Origin of the sequence: Neptunomonas phycophila (assembly GCF_001922575.1) — a bacterium.
Taxonomy (GTDB): domain Bacteria; phylum Pseudomonadota; class Gammaproteobacteria; order Pseudomonadales; family Balneatricaceae; genus Neptunomonas; species Neptunomonas phycophila.
Genome location: NZ_MRCI01000007.1, coordinates 1 through 18,792, shown reverse-complemented (window position 1 = coordinate 18,792; position 18,792 = coordinate 1). Strand labels below are relative to the sequence as shown.

15 protein-coding genes and 1 pseudogene are annotated in these 18,792 nt (G+C 41.2%); 9 read left to right on the top strand and 7 right to left on the bottom strand.

Features of this window, described 5'->3' with window-relative positions; all coding sequences use genetic code 11:
- The 5 genes and pseudogenes from BS617_RS18450 to BS617_RS17690 all read left to right on the top strand — a co-directional run.
- A pseudogene (locus tag BS617_RS18450) lies at nucleotides 1–169 on the top strand (isocitrate lyase); the annotation flags it as partial.
- A gap of 352 nt (nucleotides 170–521) precedes the next feature.
- On the top strand, nucleotides 522–728 hold the full coding sequence (locus BS617_RS17705) for an RSP_7527 family protein (RefSeq protein ID WP_075174334.1): 207 nt from the start codon (nucleotides 522–524) through the stop codon (nucleotides 726–728).
- Nucleotides 729–954: 226 nt separating this feature from the next.
- Complete coding sequence (locus tag BS617_RS17700) at nucleotides 955–2,631, top strand: GGDEF domain-containing protein (protein ID WP_075174333.1); 1,677 nt, start codon at nucleotides 955–957, stop codon at nucleotides 2,629–2,631.
- Between the two features lie 90 nt (nucleotides 2,632–2,721).
- Complete coding sequence (locus tag BS617_RS17695) at nucleotides 2,722–3,531, top strand: ion transporter (RefSeq protein ID WP_075174332.1); 810 nt, start codon at nucleotides 2,722–2,724, stop codon at nucleotides 3,529–3,531.
- Between the two features lie 47 nt (nucleotides 3,532–3,578).
- The gene (locus tag BS617_RS17690; protein ID WP_083610196.1) at nucleotides 3,579–5,360 is read left to right on the top strand and encodes a SulP family inorganic anion transporter; all 1,782 of its coding nucleotides are present in this window, start codon (nucleotides 3,579–3,581) and stop codon (nucleotides 5,358–5,360) included.
- On the opposite strand, the gene BS617_RS17685 is transcribed toward BS617_RS17690, so the two are convergent.
- On the bottom strand, nucleotides 5,348–5,767 hold the full coding sequence (locus BS617_RS17685) for an acyl-CoA thioesterase (RefSeq protein WP_075174331.1): 420 nt from the start codon (nucleotides 5,765–5,767) through the stop codon (nucleotides 5,348–5,350). The two genes, BS617_RS17690 and BS617_RS17685, sit on opposite strands and share 13 nt — an antisense overlap.
- Nucleotides 5,768–6,008: 241 nt before the next feature.
- Between BS617_RS17685 and BS617_RS17680 the strand changes: the two genes are divergently transcribed.
- From BS617_RS17680 to BS617_RS17665, 4 genes are all read left to right on the top strand, one after another.
- Nucleotides 6,009–7,250: an MFS transporter gene (locus BS617_RS17680; RefSeq protein WP_075174330.1), complete on the top strand. Its 1,242-nt coding sequence runs from the start codon at nucleotides 6,009–6,011 to the stop codon at nucleotides 7,248–7,250.
- Nucleotides 7,251–7,344: 94 nt separating this feature from the next.
- Entirely contained in the window at nucleotides 7,345–8,085 is a 741-nt protein-coding gene (gene trmJ, locus BS617_RS17675; protein ID WP_075174329.1) for a tRNA (cytosine(32)/uridine(32)-2'-O)-methyltransferase TrmJ, read from the top strand.
- Between the two features lie 6 nt (nucleotides 8,086–8,091).
- The gene (locus BS617_RS17670; protein ID WP_075174328.1) at nucleotides 8,092–8,343 is read left to right on the top strand and encodes a hypothetical protein; all 252 of its coding nucleotides are present in this window, start codon (nucleotides 8,092–8,094) and stop codon (nucleotides 8,341–8,343) included.
- Complete coding sequence (locus tag BS617_RS17665; protein WP_075174327.1) at nucleotides 8,340–9,524, top strand: cupin domain-containing protein; 1,185 nt, start codon at nucleotides 8,340–8,342, stop codon at nucleotides 9,522–9,524. The genes BS617_RS17670 and BS617_RS17665 overlap by 4 nt, the downstream gene beginning before the upstream one ends.
- An 82-nt stretch (nucleotides 9,525–9,606) precedes the next feature.
- On the opposite strand, the gene BS617_RS17660 is transcribed toward BS617_RS17665, so the two are convergent.
- The 6 genes from BS617_RS17660 to BS617_RS17635 all read right to left on the bottom strand — a co-directional run bounded on the left by BS617_RS17660 (nucleotide 9,607) and on the right by BS617_RS17635 (nucleotide 18,480).
- Nucleotides 9,607–13,026: a hypothetical protein gene (locus BS617_RS17660; RefSeq protein WP_075174326.1), complete on the bottom strand. Its 3,420-nt coding sequence runs from the start codon at nucleotides 13,024–13,026 to the stop codon at nucleotides 9,607–9,609.
- A gap of 106 nt (nucleotides 13,027–13,132) precedes the next feature.
- Nucleotides 13,133–14,842 carry an alkaline phosphatase D family protein gene (locus BS617_RS17655; protein WP_075174325.1) on the bottom strand — a complete coding sequence of 570 codons (1,710 nt, stop codon included), beginning with the start codon at nucleotides 14,840–14,842 and terminating at the stop codon, nucleotides 13,133–13,135.
- 89 nt (nucleotides 14,843–14,931) lie between these two features.
- Nucleotides 14,932–15,360, bottom strand: coding sequence for a Replicative DNA helicase (locus tag BS617_RS17650; RefSeq protein ID WP_075174324.1), 429 nt, complete (start codon nucleotides 15,358–15,360; stop codon nucleotides 14,932–14,934).
- A 52-nt stretch (nucleotides 15,361–15,412) separates the two neighbouring features.
- The gene (locus BS617_RS17645; protein ID WP_075174323.1) at nucleotides 15,413–16,588 is read right to left on the bottom strand and encodes a vWA domain-containing protein; all 1,176 of its coding nucleotides are present in this window, start codon (nucleotides 16,586–16,588) and stop codon (nucleotides 15,413–15,415) included.
- 14 nt (nucleotides 16,589–16,602) lie between these two features.
- Nucleotides 16,603–17,448 carry an AAA family ATPase gene (locus BS617_RS17640; RefSeq protein WP_075174322.1) on the bottom strand — a complete coding sequence of 282 codons (846 nt, stop codon included), beginning with the start codon at nucleotides 17,446–17,448 and terminating at the stop codon, nucleotides 16,603–16,605.
- Nucleotides 17,449–17,520: 72 nt separating this feature from the next.
- The gene (locus BS617_RS17635) at nucleotides 17,521–18,480 is read right to left on the bottom strand and encodes a LysR family transcriptional regulator (RefSeq protein ID WP_075174321.1); all 960 of its coding nucleotides are present in this window, start codon (nucleotides 18,478–18,480) and stop codon (nucleotides 17,521–17,523) included.
- Between the last annotated feature and the right edge of the window lie 312 nt (nucleotides 18,481–18,792).

Below are 18,792 nucleotides of genomic sequence, written 5' to 3'. Positions count from 1 at the left end.
GTTGGGTTATGTCGCTGGCGTACAACGTAAAGAGATCCGTCAAGGTATCGCCTGCGTTAAGCACCAAAACATGGCTGGTTCTGACATGGGTGATGATCACAAAGAGTACTTCTCTGGTGATGCCGCATTGAAAGCGTCTGGTAAAGACAATACGATGAACCAGTTCTAATAGAAAAACTGAGTTCATCTAAAAAAGCGTCTTTTATAGACGCTTTTTTTACGCTTTAATTTCGTTTTATATTAACAACACCTCTTGAGCCGCTCCCTATTAGACTAAAATTATGGTCTACACATTTCGTGAATTACCAATAGTTACAGCCGTTCTAGCGATCTAAAAAGTGCGGTAGGACTTTAGTGATTCAAATAATCCAAGCATATATGACTTAGCCTGATAGCAGCCCACCAACAAATGATTACTTTTTCTCATCTATGACGATCAAATTTGTCGTTTGTCGTTCTCTCATGATATCCCTATCATTACGACTAAAGGCTAATGGCCAACAATTTTACTGGAGCAAATCATGTCTAACTTAAACCGCAAGTCTGTCGCTGATCTAATAGATAACGTTGACACCTCTTACATGACTCAAGCTGAAAAAATCATGATTCAAGCACAAGCTGAGCGCGCTGAGTATATAGCTCAAATGCTTTCTTCTGTGTTTTCTGGTGTTAAATCACTATTCGTAAGCAAAAAGCGTTCATCTGCTACCGGTCTTAGTCACGCTTGATTAAGACCCTTCGGGGCTGATCTATCATCAAGCATTACTAAGCACTTTATTACACTAATTCCGCCCTTACCTACCAGCATTTTCAATACATCTCTCCTTATCCCCTCGTATGGCATTTTCTTAAATGTATGCTTTACTAACACTGTGCCTATAAACGTTTTGCATCAATTTTACTCATTCTTAGGCAACTAGACAGAGATGGCAGAACAACTCTATGGAATCTGGGATGGTGATATTGCTAAAACTTCGATCGGTTTTAGGGTTACTTTTAGCATTAGGCTACTCAACAATAGTGATGGCAGAAACTAGCAAATCTGTTTTGATCATTAACTCATGGAGTGAACAGCTTCCTTGGCAACAATCCGTTGAGCGTGGATTCTTACAGGCAATGGATGCGGAACCAAATACTATAGTCTATACAGAACATCTCGATGCGGAACGGTTTCCTACTGAAGATTATCAAGATGTATTTGCTACCTATTTGACCCAAAAGTACAAATCGATTGAATTAGAAAGCGTGGTAGCTGAAAGCTTACCAGCCGTCGAATTTCTGATGAAAAATCAGTCTCTCTTTAAAAATATTCATCGATTTTATTTCCCTGATAGCGACAAAGTTACTGCTACCCTATCTAGCGATGAAAGCCTCATCCCTATTTTTGAAGATTACCTCGGCTCCTTTAATGAGATGCTTCGGATTTACAACCCGGACAATATTTATGTCGTAGCAGATAGTCTATCTTACAGCGGTAGAAACCAACTGCAGCGCTTTAAGGAAGCATTGCCAACTTCTTTGCTCAATGATTCCATTACTTTTTTAGTCGATAAGCCGATGACAGAACTTGTCGAGGAAGTGAGCCGCTTACCTGAAAACAGCGCTATCTTCTACCTGTTAATCTTTAAAGACGGTGCCGGAAAAGACTTTATCCCCTATAAAGCGGCTCAAATAATTTCAGAGGCAGCCAATGCCCCCGTTTTCTCTGTTTGGGAGTCTTTGATGGGAAGCGGCGTAGTGGGCGGCTACCTGCTTTCAGGCGAGCGTGTGGGTAATTTAGCAGGCAACGCAGCCCTATACTTTGGACATCAGCCCCTTCCAACAACCAAAGACGCTTTTGAATACTATTATGACGTTATTCAAATTGAGCGATTTGGTATTAACAAAAAAGATTTTCCTGACACTACTATTCTGATTAATGATTTTCCTTCATTTTATGAAAGCTATAAATTACAAATTAACCTTACACTCTTGGCGCTAACGCTATTTATCGTGCTTTCTATCATATTGTCAGTTGTTAATCGCAAACGTAGATATCTCGTTAATGCCTTACAAACAGAGCAGGACCTGTTAGAAAAGCGCGTGTTCGAACGCACCCAAGAGTTAAACCAGCTGCGTATAAAAGCAGAAAAAGACGCCCGTACTGATGTGCTTACACAACTCAATAATCGGCGCGCCTTTTTCGAACTTGGCTCTCTAATCCATAGCCAATCAGCCCGCTATAAACGCTCTTATGCCATACTTGTAATGGATGTTGATTTGTTTAAACAAGTAAACGACACGTATGGCCATGACGCAGGAGATGTCGCTTTAAAAAGGTTAGCACATGTGATGCAGGCTTCATTGCGTAGCTCAGATATAACGGCTCGTATAGGGGGCGAGGAGTTCGCCGCCATCATAACTGACCTCTCTAACAATAATGTTTTACATAAAGCCGAACACCTGCGAGCCTCGTTAGAAAAAGAAGAGATCACTTGGAAAGCACATTCGTTCTCTATAACGATGAGCATAGGAGTCGCTTACTACAGCCCTAATGACAAAGGCATTAGCGATGTACTCAAACGAGCTGACCAAGCATTGTACAACGCCAAAGGGCATGGCCGGAACCAAGTTATCGACACTTCAAATTAAGCCCCAAATGCCACTACACATTTAGTAGTTTCCGCAGTAAAGTGACGCCTTATCATTACAGATAATTGTTACTCACCTCATGGGCACAACATGAACTCCAAAGACCTTCAAGCGCGCTTTTATGCTATTCGTAGCAATCGCTTTTTTGAATTTTTCGTCATTTCAGTCATTATTTTCTCAGCCCTAGTGATAGGTGCTAAAACGTACGATGTATCTCCCAACATACTCCAGCTCATACGATGGTTAGATATCGGCATAACCCTCTTCTTTATGGTAGAGATTGTGATCCGGTTCATTGGAGACCCAAATAAACGATCCTTTTTTAAAGACCCTTGGAACCTATTTGATACGCTTATTGTAGTGGTTAGCTTGGTTCCTATCGACGATAGCGAAATGGCGTTGGTTGGGCGCTTAATACGTATATTCCGTGTATTGAGGATGGTATCCATCATTCCTGAATTACGTATGCTGCTAAATTCACTCATCAAAGCAATGCCGCAGTTAGGCTACGTAATTTTATTAATGTTTATTATTTTCTATATCTACGCCGCGGCGGGCGCATCCCTGTTTGCACACATAAATGAAGATTTATGGGGAGATATAACCATATCGTTACTGACGCTTTTTCGTGTGATGACTTTTGAAGACTGGACCGATGTAATGTATGAGACCATGGAGGTCTATCCGTTAAGTTGGATCTATTATTTAACCTTCATATTTTTAACAGCTTTTGCCTTCCTCAACATGGTGATTGGTATTGTCGTTAACGTTATGGAAAGCGAAAGCTCTCGCGAAGCCAAGGAAAAAGCTGAGGCTAAAGCGGCGAGTGAACCTTCCATGTCAGAGCTACAAAATGAGATTAAGTTGCTAAGACAACTTATTGAAGATAAAGTAAAATAAGTCATATTAGGCTACTACTTAAGTAGCCTGATTACTTGGAGTTTCTTGTGTCTGTATTTAGTGCTCGTTCGATAAAAGCTCCCGAATGGTTATCAAACTACAGCAAACACACAGCACAAGCTGACATTCAAGCAGGCCTTACTGGGGCCATAATCACCTTACCTCAGGTAATCGCCTACGCTCTGATAGCTGGTATGCCTGCCGAGTATGGCCTCTATACAGCCATGGTGGCCACGGTCATCGCCGCTTTTATGGGATCTTCGTATCACCTTGTTACGGGGCCTGCTGCCGCTATTTCTATTGTGGTCATGAGTATTGCCAGTGAGTACGCAACTATCGGCTCACAGGGTTACATCAGTACCGTTCTCACACTAACCTTGCTCACTGGGATCATTCAGCTGGGTCTTGGATTGTTGCGTTTAGGAGCGTTGGTCAATTTTATATCCCATACCGTAATCGTTGGCTTTACGTCTGGGGCGGCTTTACTCATTGCAGCCAGCCAGTTGCCCGCCGTTATGGGGGTAGCAAAGCAGACTTCCGAAACAACAGAACCCTTCTATCATTACGTTTGGTCTCTTGTGCTGCACCCTGAGCACATTCACCTAGCCTCGGTTACAGTCGCCCTGGTTACAATAATCATCGCATTGGCCATTAAACAGTGGATACCTCGCTTACCTTACCTTGTTATCGCTCTGGTTGCTGGGTCTCTCAGTGCATTCGTTATCGATACACAACATACCATGGATTATATAGGGGACATTCCTGCATCATTACCTACGGTCAGCGTAGCGCTAATTGATACATCCAAAGTATCCGATTTATTTTCGGGTGCTTTTGCTTTAGCCATGCTCGGGCTGATTGAAGCTGTGACTATTGCAAGATCATTGGCACGAAAATCCCATCAACACTTGAGTGGTAATCGAGAATTTATAGGACAAGGTGCCGCAAATATAGGGACAAGTTTACTCAGCGGCTTTGCATCCTCTGGTTCGTTTACTCGCTCTGCCGCTAACTATGACGCCGGCGCTAAAACACCCGTCGCCTCATTAGTGATGGCACTAGGTTTAGCTCTAATTGTTTTCTTTTTACCACACCTTACGCGTTATTTGCCGGCTGCTGCCGTTGCCGGATGTATAATTGTTATTGCTTATAATTTGTTTAAAATCAATGAAATAATTTCAATAGTTAAAGCCAGCAGACATGATGCTTGGGTACTGTCGTTAACCTTTTTTGCAGCATTACTACTCGAATTGCAGTTTGCTATTTATGTCGGCGTTATCTTTTCTTTGGTGTTTTACCTACAGCGAACATCAAAGCCAACAATTATCGATGTCGCGCCTATTATCGATCGTCCTAAGCGGCCTATTCGCAATGTTAAGCGCTTCACGGCTGATGAGTGCCCACAAATTAAAATCATTCGAATTGATGGTTCCTTATTCTTTGGCGCTGTTGATCATATTCAACAACATTTGCGCAAGCTCGCCAGCAGCTTACCCTCCCCGCCTAAAATTATTGTGGTGGGTAAAGGTATAAACTTTATTGATATTGCAGCGATAGAAATGCTAGAGCAAGAGATCCATAGGATAGAAGTCCGTGGTGGTCATCTGCTTTTCTGCTCGCTCAAAGGAACAGTATTGGACGAAATGGAAAAGAATGGCGGGTTACGCAAACTAGGAAAGGCGCGTTTTTGTGAAACACCCGAAGAAGCGATTGAAATCATGATGCACGAGGCAGACAGTAGTATCTGCCAACATTGTACAAAGCGCATATTTAAAGAATGCGCTTCAAAACCTACGCCTATTGAACCTGTTGTAACTCACATTTCGTAGCCTGGCAGCGCATAGTCGGGTAAGTCCTTCTCATCAGGAATTGGAGTTGGGCTTCCGCTTTCATCAATCGCCACAAATTTGAAATTCCCCTCCGTCACTTTTTCGCGCAACCCAATACGCTCACGGCGCACCCATGCTTCAACATGAACAACCATAGATGTACGGCCAATACTGGCTATTTTTGTATAAACACCCAATATATCCCCTACTTTCACCGGCCTTATAAAGCTCATGCTATCTAGTGAAACCGTTACAACCCGAGTTTGAGCTCTTTGACCGGCACAAATACCCGCCGCAATATCCATTTGAGACAGCACCCATCCACCAAAAATATCACCGGCGGGGTTTGTATCCGCGGGCATAGCAATTGTACGTGTAGTTAAGCGACCTGTGACTTGTTCTGTCATGAACGAATACCTGCCTGTTCAGCAATGAAAAAAGGAAATAAGAAACCGTTGGTTCAGTGAAACAAATTATCAACCTTGAATCTAGCGGATTTAAACACTCTGCATGTTTTATCGGGCTGGATAGACCACATCATGCCAAAAACGGAACGTTATTTTACGAGATTGTTATTAGTCGCCATTTTTTGGGGTGTGTAAACTGTGTGTCTTCTTAGCAATCTTCTGGTGCTTAAGGCTCATTTTCATGACTGATACCTCTCTTTTAAAAGATAATAATTTCTTCCGCTTTTTTTCAGGTCAAATTTTATCTACTTTTGCTTTTCAAATGCTGAGTGTTGGTATTGGATGGCAGATGTATGATTTAACTGGCAGTGCATTGAGCCTTGGCTTAGTTGGTTTAGCTCAGTTCTTACCTCAGCTTTTATTAACACTTGTCGTAGGGCACATCGCCGATCAATACAACCGACTTACGATTATTTTGGCTTGCCGAGCATTAATGGCTCTAACCGTGTTGACCCTAGCTATCGGCAACCTGTACCACCAAATGACACCTCATCTTATCTATGGTTGTGCTATCGCTTTAGGGATTTCTCGATCATTTGAAATGCCCGCTTTACAGGCCTTAGTACCCAACCTTGTTCCATCAAATCGTCTCGCGTCGGCGATGGCATTAATGGCCTCGGCCCGAGAAGCAATGGTGATTGCTGGCCCGGCGATTGGCGGCTTTATTTATCTGCTAGGCCCTGATGTTTTGTACGCCAGCAGCACGCTTTGCTTTGTGCTATCTGGGCTATTTTTATATCGTTTACATTACAACCACACGGTTAAAGCTAAAGCACCGGTAACGCTTACTTATTTGCTTGGTGGTCTAACCTATATACGCCGCAACCCTGTAGTCATGGGATCGATTTCACTAGATATGTTTGCGGTGTTACTGGGAGGCGCAACGGCATTATTACCGATTGTGGCAAAAGATATATTAGAAACAGGCCCTTGGGGCTTAGGTATCTTAAGAAGTGCGCCAGCTCTTGGCGCGGTTGTGATGTCAATCTACCTGGCGCGCAGGCCGCTAAAGCGTAATGTCGGTAAAATTATGTTGAGAGCAGTTGCCATATTTGGTGTTGCCACTATCGTATTTGGCCTATCGACCAACTTGTATCTTTCGGTTTTTGCTCTGTTTATGCTTGGTATGGCAGATATGATTAGTGTCGTAATCCGATCTACCCTTGTCCAGCTCGAAACACCAGATGAAATGCGTGGAAGAGTGAGCGCGGCCAATTCTATTTTTATTGGCTCATCTAACCAGCTAGGCGAATTTGAGTCAGGAGCAACGGCTGCATTATTTGGCACAGTACCCGCGATTGTGATTGGTGGCGTTGGCACCTTAGTTGTCGTCGGTATTTGGACATTCATTTTCCCTTCACTTGCCCAACGAGACACAATGGAAGCACACATTACAAATAAGGCTAACACAAGCACCAAGTAAGATTTAAAACTATCCTAGGGATAACGCACTTGTAGACTTCATCCCATAGCTACACTGGCCTATAATAACCGCCTGTTTTTATAGGCCAATTGCTATGTTATCGAATGTTCGTATTGTTCTAATTAATACCTTCCACCCAGGAAATATAGGTGCCGCCGCCCGGGCCATGAAAAATATGGGGTTAACCAATTTATGGTTAGTCGATCCCCAAGAATATCCTCATCCGGAAGCAGACTCTCGTGCAGCAGGCGCCAAAGACGTCTTAGATGCCGCAACCGTTGTCAATACGTTGGAAGAGGCTATTGCTGACTGTCAGATGGTGGTGGGGACCAGTGCACGCTCTCGCACATTCGACCTACCCATCCAAGATGCACGCACATGCGCCAAACAAGTTATAGAAGAAGCACCTAATGGCAATATAGCGATCGTATTTGGCCGCGAAACTATGGGGCTGCTCAATGAAGAAATTCAAATGTGCAACTACCATGTGTATATCCCAGCCAACCCTGAATACCCAGTGTTAAACGTGGCTCAGGCTATACAACTGTTATGCTACGAGGTATGGGTAGCCTCTCAAGACGAAACGATTAAAACAACAGACTATGAATACCCCCGTCAAAAAGAGATGACTTTATTTTATACCCACCTAGAAACAGTGTTACGTACCACACAATTTCTAATACCACAGCATGAAGGCCGTGCGATGGCAAAACTAAAACGCTACTTTAATCGTACTCGACCTGAAAAAGCGGAACTTGGTATGCTTAGAGGTATTCTAAGCTCAGTACAAGATACCTTAAAACGACAAGCCAGTGGCAATTCTGACAAGGACTGAATCATAATGCATACCGATCTAAAATCATTACGCGACCAAGCCCGAGACCTACAATTGGGAATAGAATCCGTATCGGCTGAAATGGAAGCTTACGAAAATAACATTGCCGGTATTCAAGAATGCGCACTTACTCTACAAAAATGTATCCGCATCGTTGGGAACAACCGCGTAGCAGCAATGGCAGCTAAAGATCAGCGTAAGATCATGGCGCAGATGGAAGATACCGCAAACGAATTAGTAGAGCTTCTAAAACGATGATCGATAGCTACCCGTTAGGGGACATAACCCCCGAGCAATTTTTATCCGAATATTGGCAAAAAAAACCACTGCTAATTCGAAATGCGTTTCCCGATTTTGAACCGCCCGTCAGTGCAGACGAATTAGCGGGTTTAGCCTGCGAAGCGGATGTCGAATCTCGGCTCATTATTCAAAACCCATCCAATGATGAATGGTCACTGGAAAACGGTCCGTTTGATGAAGAGCGCTTTGCATCCCTACCTAAAACGCACTGGACATTATTAGTACAAGCCGTCGATCATTGGGTACCTGAAGCGAAGGCGCTACTTGATCAATTTCGCTTTATTCCTAGCTGGCGTATCGATGATTTAATGATCAGTTATGCACCTAAAGGCGGTGGTGTAGGCCCACATTTTGATAATTACGATGTGTTCTTACTACAAGCTGAAGGTCAACGACGCTGGGAAGTCGGCGGTCAATATCACGAGGGTTCACCGCGCCGTAACGACGCACCGGTAATGATACTCCCAGAGTGGGACGCTGAAGAAAGCTTTATACTTAACCCTGGTGATATGTTGTATGTTCCTCCTCAACTAGGCCACAACGGCATTGCTGAAACGGACAATTGCATCACCTACTCTGTCGGTTTTAGAGCGCCTTCTCATGCAGAGATTCTTCGCAACTTTACGGACTTTGTTGGTGAACAAGTAACCAATGAAATGCGCTACGCCGATACTGATATCAAGTTACAAGATAGCCCGTCCCTCATTGATAATGACGCCTTTAATAAAGTGCGGGATATTTTCGAAAGTTACTTGAAAGAACCGGGGTTGTTAGAAGACTGGTTTGGTCAGTACATGACCGAACCTAAATATCCAGAGCTTATGCAGCCTGACGACGAGGCAGAACCGATATCACCAAAAGAGTTGCAAGAGTATTTAGACAATGGTGGTCTGCTGTTTCGGGCTGAAGGCAGCCGTTTTGCTTATCGCCAAAAGCAGGTTAAAAATTACGTACTATTCGTGAATGGAGTGTCATGCGAGGTCCATGCACATGAAGGTGATTTTGTACGCGCTATTTGTGACAACGAAGCGATTGGCAGCGATTTCATTAAAAGCACTGAGACCTTAGAGATAGCCGCGGAACTGCTAAATATGGAAGCCCTGCGCACCGAATTGGATGACGAAGTAGAAGAGGTTTAACAGCCAATACATAAAGCATATTCTGCAAAAGTGAGTCGTTTCCTTGTTGATTCAATGCGGCGACTCACTTTAACTATTTATGTCATGGCAAATACGCTAACGTATCCGCCAACGCCTTATTGATCTTCACGTCTAGAGGCTCACCGTAATCAGATAAATGTGAAAACTGGCTCAACCATTCCTGATTATCAAGTTTGCTTAAAAACCAACTCTTTGCGCTAGGATTATTGCAGCTATATAGTACCCTGACCGCGCTTGGCGTATAAGGCGTGTTTAATAACGAATCGCTCACCGCATCTAACAAGTGCTCTACCTGTTGTTTAGACAGCTTCATTAAAGGTCGAAATTCTTCGCAACCTTCTCCCGCAAAAACATAAGTTAAAACAGCTTCTTTAACGATTGCGTTATTAATCTTATCGTTCTCTTCCTTTATAATACTGATTAAAAACTCAAAAACTTCTGGTAAGTGTGAAACTGTTAAAAATAATTTCGCAACAAACCGCATAGTTTTATCATAAGCATAGTCATTCCGGAAGGCACTTACATCAAAACTTAAAATCCTTTTCATTATAGCTAGATTTTTATCAGACTCCCCCTTAAAGATAAAAGGATAATTTTCTCCAAAGATTTCTTCATTAAAGTCTGAATCGAAAAATTCTAATCTTAAAACCAAATTAATCAGTGTGTCTTCTTTATCAAGAAACTCATTACTCCAGAGGTATCTAAACAATATAATATCTAGTTCTCTGTTTTTAATATTATCAACAAGATTGTATAAATCACGACTCTTTAGAGAAGATAAAAAACCATTTATTTTATTTCGATATATTTTTTTATCGTCAGCCGATACTTCACGAGAAGTATATCCTGAGAATAAATCATTAACTTTATTAACATTGCCCCTCGCCACAACAAACTCATTTGTATCTATTCCTAGTGATTTATTAATGTCTATATATTCTTTAGATACCCTATCGCTTTTAAAAAAATACTCGACAGCCAAATTATAAGAATTCACTTCCTTTACAAAACACCTAACGTCCCAGAGCAATACCTGACAAAAATTTAATTTATCAGGACCATTCCAAATATCCTTGTATTCAAGCAATTCATTTATTAACGCATTAACGTAAACATCTTTATCATGAACATTAGGGTTGCACGCATAAATATAGGACATCAATGGAGTATTAGTTAAGCTATTAGGAAAAACCTCATCAAATCTATTCCATTTATTATATTTCTCTAAGTTATTTTTAAGCCATCTTATTCTATTAACTAAACTGGGTTCAGCATAAGGGAATATTGCAATAGAGTCTATCCAACCTTTTAAATTTTCACAAGTCGACTTGTAGCTTTGTGTAATAAATACTAGGTGTGCTCGTCTTATTAAAAAAAGATCACTGTCGCTTTCATCTTTTAAGATTTTTATATTATAGAAAGCATCAGTTTCATCGAAGAAGGTAATAGCCTGACTAATAAATTCATTAGATAACAGGCCAGGGATTACCTCTATTATTTTCTTAACCTCATGATATCTATCGTCTAAAGAAAAACCAAAATGAAGTAACCAGTAACATGCGAGATAATGATCTTCATTGAAGTATATTTTTTCTTTTTCAAAAGCTTCTGATATAGCTTCAATATTTTTAAAGTAGGCTAAAACAGATACTGCCTTTCTGTGAGCCCTAGCTATGAACAGATCTGATATCCACTGGAAGCGGGAGGCTAAATCAACAGTACTCACTACCCGATCAATGGGTTTTGATCTGTAGTTAATATCGTATTTTTTGGCATGTTTAATCTTCACGGGCTTAATACTGGCATCATCATGGCTATATCCATATGTTCCTGAATTACACCGCCTGTCTGCAACAATCCAGTCACCAGAATCAGGATAAATACGCCCTTCTTTAATTTGGTTATCCTCGTAAATGGGTAGTACTTCAAAGCCAGCCAAATCGCAGTAGTATTCGCCCCAGTTTTTCATTCTAGATATAAAACTGTCAATTATAATCGTTTTTTTATCGACTGGAATAGATTTTTCAAATGTAAAAACTTCATCACCTTTCATAAAAGATACATATAATTTATCAGCATTAAATTTTTTATCGTCTCCATTTTTTTCGATAAAGTCATCATTAATAATAAATTGATCATAAACGGATGCTTGCTTCTCAAAATTAAAGTTATACCTAGATTTATCTAGTTTTCTTTGATCATGTATAAGCACGCCAACTTCACAAATTCCATCGAAGCAAAGACTATTCTCAAAAACACCATTGGATACAAAATTGTTTTTAATTATCACATCACCCAAAACAATAATCTTGCTGAACGATCCGTCGACAATAACATTGCTTGCTATTAAATTACCCGTTATTATTATCTGATTGCATAACGAGGTTTTTCTTTTGACTCTTGAAAAATATATAACTTTACTTGCTACTAAATCTCCCTCTACAAATATAGATTCATTATCAGGAAAAACATACATTATATTTTCTTTAAGATCAGTTTTTATGTGAGAAAAAAAGTTTCTATTAAAAATTTTTCGCCCATTGCCAGTAGAAAGATGTTGCTCGAGCTCAGGATAACAATTTAGAAGTTCTTTCTTCTTTTTTATGTCTTTTTCTATAGTCAACTTACTAGCTATAGTTTCTTTTAAAAAATCTTCTGAAATTTTAGGTGCTTTATCTGACAAAAAATAATATTCTTTGTTAAGTTTATTAATCAAATCAGATTCGAATTCAATACTATCTTTGTAAAAACAAATCCTTAAACTATTCTCACCCCAGAAAAAAGCATGATTAGAGTGTATTTGCACAATTTTATTGGAATTTCGGCTAGGATCAACATATTGGAAAATAAGAGTTTTTATAGGGGGTGTGTCTTTGAGTAAACCAAGATTTTTTCCACATAGTATGTCAGATATGTTTGACAACCTAATAGGTAAAAATCCTTTCTTCCCTTTAATAAAAGCGCTTTTAGATTTGTTTTCTTCAAAACAGTAATCTTTCTTGAAAGTTAAGTTATTTGTTATTTTTTCATTATATTCATGTAAAGGAAAGACCTCCGAAAAATAGGCGGATTGTTTTTCTACTGAATCGATAATCATAAAGCAGAAAATCCAATCTAATTTATTGTCGCTATTCTTATTTACCCATGCGTAAATTTGATTTTCTTCAAATAAAATATCAGAGTTAGCAATATCAGCTATTTCAAAGTCATCAATGGAGTCTTTAATAAGATTGCTGTCTAATACTGGTATATTTCCTATCGGTCTATTAGGGTTGTCGAGATACCTGTATCCTTCATCAATCATCATAAATAACATTTTATGATAGTATTTATAACATCCATTATTTGTTTTATAAGTCTTTACACGCTTTTTAGCGGGTTCACCCACTCTTCCTTGTAGGGTAACGACAGAACACCCATCTACTTCAATCTGAAAAAATAAGTGATTTTTTTCGCTTTTGTATTCTAGGTAATCTTTCATTGGCATCCTTATATTCTGACCGCATGCTCCTTATGCATCGATAACCCGACAACATTCTATTAGCTTAGACAACGCTAGCAGAATGTTAAATAGCGAACAGTTAATATTATCGTAATCTTCGATTTTCAAGACCAGGTAACACAGACAGGCTCGTCATACTGTTGGCATCTAATGTGTAGGTAGTCGATTTTACCGAATCGACAAATATCCACTCACAGGTTGCTTCGTCTTGAGTAAAGCTTACTACCATAAACCCGCGCTGGCTTATATTCATGTATGAGAGTCCATTGATAAGCGTTACAAAGCTCAGCTCGACTTGTTTTAGTGTGGCGTCATCCGCTCCTTCTAATCCTAAATACGTCTCCAACCCTGGTGATGAAACTGAGCTGGTGGCAAATTCAACGCCTACGGCATTTCCCGAATCATCAATTAGGTCACTAGCCCACGCATTGTGTGTATCACCAGAAAGCACAACAAGGTTTTTATCCAACGCTTGAGCCATTTGCATCACCAGTTCACGCTCATAAGCATATCCATCCCACGCGTCAAGGTTGTAAGGAATAACAGTAGTAACCAATAATGCTTCTTCATCGGTTACTGTAGGATCTGAGCCGTCCATCCGGATTTTTATGGAGACGATCTCTTCTAGACGCGTAAAGTCAGATAATAGTGCCGCTGGGATGTTCATCCGCCCAATGAGCACTTGTTGCCCTAATACATCCCACCTTGCCGTTGAGGTCGCCATACTTTGTTGTAACCACAAAAGTTGATCCGCTCCCATTAACGTTCGGTTTGGGTCAGATAAGTCGGCTATAAACTGTGCGGTATTCATGGCGCCCGTGATTGGGTCAAGGTAATTGGCGTAATCCAGTGGCTCGTCCCGCCCTATCACTCGTGTATCTAGCATATAAAGTGACACCAGATCGCCAAATACAAACTGACGATATATTGTTTCTTCGTCATCCTCACTGGCGGGTCTAACTGGAATCCATTCAAAGTAGGCCTGCAAGGCTGCTAACTTCCGTTCCGTGAAATCCCCTTCTGTTTCGCTATGATTTTCGGCTCCATTCTTCCATGTATCATTAGCGATTTCATGATCATCCCAAACGGCGATGAATGGTAGCGATTGATGCAGCTTTTGAAGGTCGGAGTCAGTTCGATACAGACCATACCGTTTTCGATAGTCTGCTAATGAAAATAGCTCGGTATTATTATCATCAGGCAATGCTCTTCCAATGGCTTGCGCGTCTTCGGTTGCATATCCACCCATAGGATATTCATAAAGGTAATCACCTAAATGAACCGCCACATCAATATCTTTGCGTGAGGCCGCTTCTGCATAGGCATGAAAAAAACCAGCGGGATAGTTCGCGCATGAAAATACCGCCATTTTTACCCGGTCAATACTCCCCACGGGCAATGTTTTCATGACGCCCTCTGGAGAAATTTTGTCATTGCATATAAAGCGATAATAGTAACGTGTATCAGGGGACAAATTTTGTATATCCACCTTAACCGTAAAGTCACGATCAATACTGGTCGTAGTACTGCCTTGATGGATGAGATCTGCGAAATCCGAGTCGGTAGAGACTTCCCAATGCACGGTGACCCTTTCTACATCCGCATCCCGTGGTGTAATGCGCGTCCAAATGATGACCTTACCGGCTAGCGGGTCACCACTGGCTACACCATGCGCAAAACTTACAGCGATATTATTACTGTCACTATTACATCCCATCAAACCGGTAGATATAACAGCAGCGCCAAAACCATAAGCGGATAAACGAAGGAAATCACGACGTGAATATGAGGACATCTTATGCTCACTGTAAGCTATTTTAAGGAAAAAAAAGCTTACAGTGGCTATATGACGGGATGTTTACTGGTTAACCAATGGCTGTGTACCTAAAGGGCGGTAGCGGTAGCACTTGTAAGCAGCTGATCTATATCAGCTTTCAATTCAAGGTCTTCACTTTTATTTGCGTTGATCTTCGCTTCTTCTAGGTATTTAACCGCCTTTTTGTTTTCACCTAGCTCCAGTTGTAGTGTGGCTATGGAGTACGCTATGGACGCCATATAATCCTTTTCATTAATTGCTTCTGCTTTGCCCAATGCTTTTTCATAAATGGCAATCGCATCGTCTACCTCTTCAGTGAAATCCGCCAAAGTCTCCCATTGCACTGGGTGGTCTTTCTCTGTGTTCTCATTTTCAATACATATTGCTTTTAGCTCAGTATATAGCGCGTCAAATGTTTCTCTATCAGCTTTGTCAGCCGCCTCAACTAATTGTTCTGCCAATGTGTGGACCGATTTATATAGCTTGGTATTTAACACAAAGAATCGCCTTTTTACGTTTAACTATGAAAGCTCTTTTAGCTTTTTTTGATCACTTAGACAAATACTTGATCGCGTTCTCTAAGCCTTCTAGGGTTAGTGGGTACATATGACCCGCTAACTGCTTGCTGATCATGTCAGTTGTTTGTGTGTATTTCCAATAGACCGCATCAACCGGGTTTAACCATATAGCTTTACCCCAGGTATCTATAATGCGTTGCAGCCACATCTGGCCTGTTTCTTCGTTCATGTGCTCAACACTACCGTAGGGGCTTAAAAGCTCGTACGGTGACATAGCTGCATCACCGATAAAAATGACGCGGTAATCACTTCCGTAGGTATTTAATACATCTAGAGTGGATAATTTATTATCAAAACGGCGTCGGTTATCTTTCCAAACATGCTCGTAAACACAGTTGTGGAAGTAAAAGTATTCTAAGTGCTTAAATTCACTCCGAGCAGCTGAGAATAATTGCTCACACAAATGTATGTATGGATCCATAGATCCGCCTATGTCTAAAAATAACAAGACTTTTGCCGCATTGTGCCGCTCCGGCACCATTTTTATATCTAAAAGCCCTGCATTTTCGGCGGTAGACTTGATGGTTCCCTTCAAATCTAACTCATCAGCCGATCCTGTTCTGGCAAATTGTCGCAATTTGCGCAGTGCAACTTTCAAATTACGTGTACCTAATTCAACGCTGTCATCTAAATTCTTGAATTCTCGTTTTTCCCAAACTTTAACCGCTCGCTTATGACGGCTTTCGCCTCCTATTCTAATACCCTCAGGGTTGTAGCCGCTGTGACCAAAAGGTGAGGTTCCGCCGGTTCCAATCCATTTGTTACCTCCAGCGTGGCGCTCATGTTGATCTTTTAATCGCTCATTAAGCGTGTCTAGTAGCTTATCAAGCCCCCCTAACTTTTCGATGGCTGCTTTCTCTTCAGCGCTAAGATCTTTAAAAAATTCTGAACGCAGCCAATCGCTTGGGATAGCGTCATCAGGGAAAATTTTTAAGTCATCAAGGCCTTTAAAATAAAAACCGAATGCTTGATCGAATCTATCAAAGTACTTTTCATCTTTAACTAAGCACAAGCGAGACAATAGATAAAAATCATCGACACTGGCAAATACCACTCCACTCTTTAAAGCTTCCAAAAGGGTCAGTAACTCTTTTACCGTTACCGGAACCTCTGCTTTTCGTAGCGTATAGAAAAAATCAATTAACATGATTCATTCACTAACTAACGCTGTGCACGACGAGCCATAAAGGCAAGACGCTCTAGCATATGTATATCTTGTTCATTCTTAAGTAATGCACCATGTAATAAAGGAACAGCGTTAGTATTACCGCCCTGCTTTAACACATCAGCAGGTATGTTATCGGCCATTAACAGCTTTAACCAATCAATGAGTTCTGAGGTAGATGGCTTCTTTTTAAGCCCATTCACAGAACGTATTTCAAAAAAGATCTCTAACGCCTCTTTAACTAGGTTGTGCTGCAGGTCTGGGTAATGAACCTTAACGATGGCTTCCATTGTGTCGCGATCAGGAAACTGGATGTAGTGAAAAAAGCAACGACGTAAAAACGCATCAGGTAATTCTTTTTCGTTGTTGGACGTGATTATAATAATCGGCCGATGCTTAGCGACGATCCGTTCACCGGTTTCGTAAACACTAAACTCCATCTTATCAAGCTCAACTAGCAAATCATTAGGGAACTCAATATCCGCTTTATCGATCTCATCAATTAACAAAACGACCTGTTCTTCAGAATCAAAAGCCTGCCAAAGCATTCCTTTTCGAATGTAATTTTTAATGTCATTAACTTTTTCTTCACCCAGTTGAGAATCTCGTAAGCGCGATACAGCATCATACTCATAGAGGCCTTGTTGCGCTTTGGTTGTGGATTTTACATGCCAGCGTAGCAGAGGCTTTCCTAAGGCTTGAGCTACCTCTTCAGCTAGCATTGTCTTACCTGTACCCGGCTCACCTTTAATGAGTAATGGCCTTTGAAGTGTGACCGCAGCATTTACCGCCATACTCAGATCACCAGTGGCTACGTATCGCTCTGTGCCTTTGAATTGCATGTATTACTCCTGCTGTTAGGCAATAACATCTTAATCATTTACCTATCGTATCAACGACTATTTTGCATGTCCTTAATCATTAACTAAAACAGACATTTTTGTTAGATGTGCAGCATCCGTTACTTGTTTCCTTAGCCATTGATGCGCTTTGTTATGTTGTAACAAAGGGCTCCACGCCATTTTAAATTCAAAAGCGGGAACTTCGAACGGGGGCTGTCGGATGATCAATTGATCATTATGGTTTTGCAACTGGGCTGCCTTGGTAGGAATAGTTACCACTAACCCTTTTTGTGCGGCCATCAATGTGGCTGATTGATAGTGGCGGGTAAATACTGATATATGCCGAACATGGCCTATCTGTTTTAGACACTCATCTACCCAACCAAGACGGTTAATGTCTTTAGGGGATATGCCCATGCCTGCACCCATACCCGTTTTATTAACCCACACATGGTTAGCCGCTAAATACTCATCTAATGTGTAGTGTTGATTAAGACGATGTCCTGCATGAAACATGCACGAAAATGTATCTCGCCATAACGTTGTTTGGTGGAATGCTTGTGGCATTGTATCAAATCGGTTTATTACCAAATCCACATGCCCCTGTTCTACTTCGGGAAAGCTCATATCGCTAGGCGTTAGGATATCAAGCACAATACCGGGTGCATGCTCGCGTAATCGCTCCAATAAAGGAGGAATAACAGTCGCTTCTCCGTAATCACTAGTTAATATCCTAAAGACACGCTCGGCTGATGAGGCATCAAAATCATTAGCTGGCTCCACTACTTGCTCAATATTGGCCAATATCTGATGGATAAGCGGTTGGAGTGCTACAGCACGCTCTGTCGGCTGCATTCCTTCACTAGTTCGCACGAGCAACGGATCCCCAAACGTATCGCGCAATCGCTTCAAACTGTTACTCATTGCTGGCTGAGTTATACCTAAAGCATTAGCGGCTCTGGTGACATTTCTCTCCCTTAAGAGCACGTCAATGTAGACCAACAAATTTAAATCAATATGTTCTAAGTTCATGCTACACCTCTACAGCCCTTTAAACATAAGGGAACCACACCTTTATTCATTAAATAAATGGTAACAATAATTACCATTTATTTCTATTATAAAGCGAGTTTCCCTAAAATGGATCGCATAACAAAACAATGAATGACACCTAACCGTCTCTTACTCTCAGGATGATAAATATGTCTACTATACTGAATGATATCGATGCAATCGCAACACTCCGCGCTCAACAAGGCGCCGCGTGGGAAGCCATCAACCCTGAATATGCCGCTCGTATGCGCGCTCAAAACCAGTTCAAAACAGGTTTGGATATCGCTAAGT

What these genes read in the sequence shown, in the direction of transcription:
- BS617_RS17700 (WP_075174333.1), top strand. Translation starts at nt 955, where the DNA reads ATGGTGATATTGCTAAAACTTCGATCGGTTTTAGGGTTACTTTTAGCA.
- BS617_RS17685 (WP_075174331.1), bottom strand. Translation starts at nt 5,767, where the DNA reads ATGACAGAACAAGTCACAGGTCGCTTAACTACACGTACAATTGCTATG.
- trmJ (WP_075174329.1), top strand. Translation starts at nt 7,345, where the DNA reads ATGTTATCGAATGTTCGTATTGTTCTAATTAATACCTTCCACCCAGGA.
- BS617_RS17655 (WP_075174325.1), bottom strand. Translation starts at nt 14,842, where the DNA reads ATGTCCTCATATTCACGTCGTGATTTCCTTCGTTTATCCGCTTATGGT.
- BS617_RS17635 (WP_075174321.1), bottom strand. Translation starts at nt 18,480, where the DNA reads ATGAACTTAGAACATATTGATTTAAATTTGTTGGTCTACATTGACGTG.
- BS617_RS17660 (WP_075174326.1), bottom strand. Translation starts at nt 13,026, where the DNA reads ATGAAAGATTACCTAGAATACAAAAGCGAAAAAAATCACTTATTTTTT.
- BS617_RS17665 (WP_075174327.1), top strand. Translation starts at nt 8,340, where the DNA reads ATGATCGATAGCTACCCGTTAGGGGACATAACCCCCGAGCAATTTTTA.
- BS617_RS17680 (WP_075174330.1), top strand. Translation starts at nt 6,009, where the DNA reads ATGACTGATACCTCTCTTTTAAAAGATAATAATTTCTTCCGCTTTTTT.
- BS617_RS17670 (WP_075174328.1), top strand. Translation starts at nt 8,092, where the DNA reads ATGCATACCGATCTAAAATCATTACGCGACCAAGCCCGAGACCTACAA.
- BS617_RS17640 (WP_075174322.1), bottom strand. Translation starts at nt 17,448, where the DNA reads ATGCAATTCAAAGGCACAGAGCGATACGTAGCCACTGGTGATCTGAGT.
- BS617_RS17695 (WP_075174332.1), top strand. Translation starts at nt 2,722, where the DNA reads ATGAACTCCAAAGACCTTCAAGCGCGCTTTTATGCTATTCGTAGCAAT.
- BS617_RS17705 (WP_075174334.1), top strand. Translation starts at nt 522, where the DNA reads ATGTCTAACTTAAACCGCAAGTCTGTCGCTGATCTAATAGATAACGTT.
- BS617_RS17645 (WP_075174323.1), bottom strand. Translation starts at nt 16,588, where the DNA reads ATGTTAATTGATTTTTTCTATACGCTACGAAAAGCAGAGGTTCCGGTA.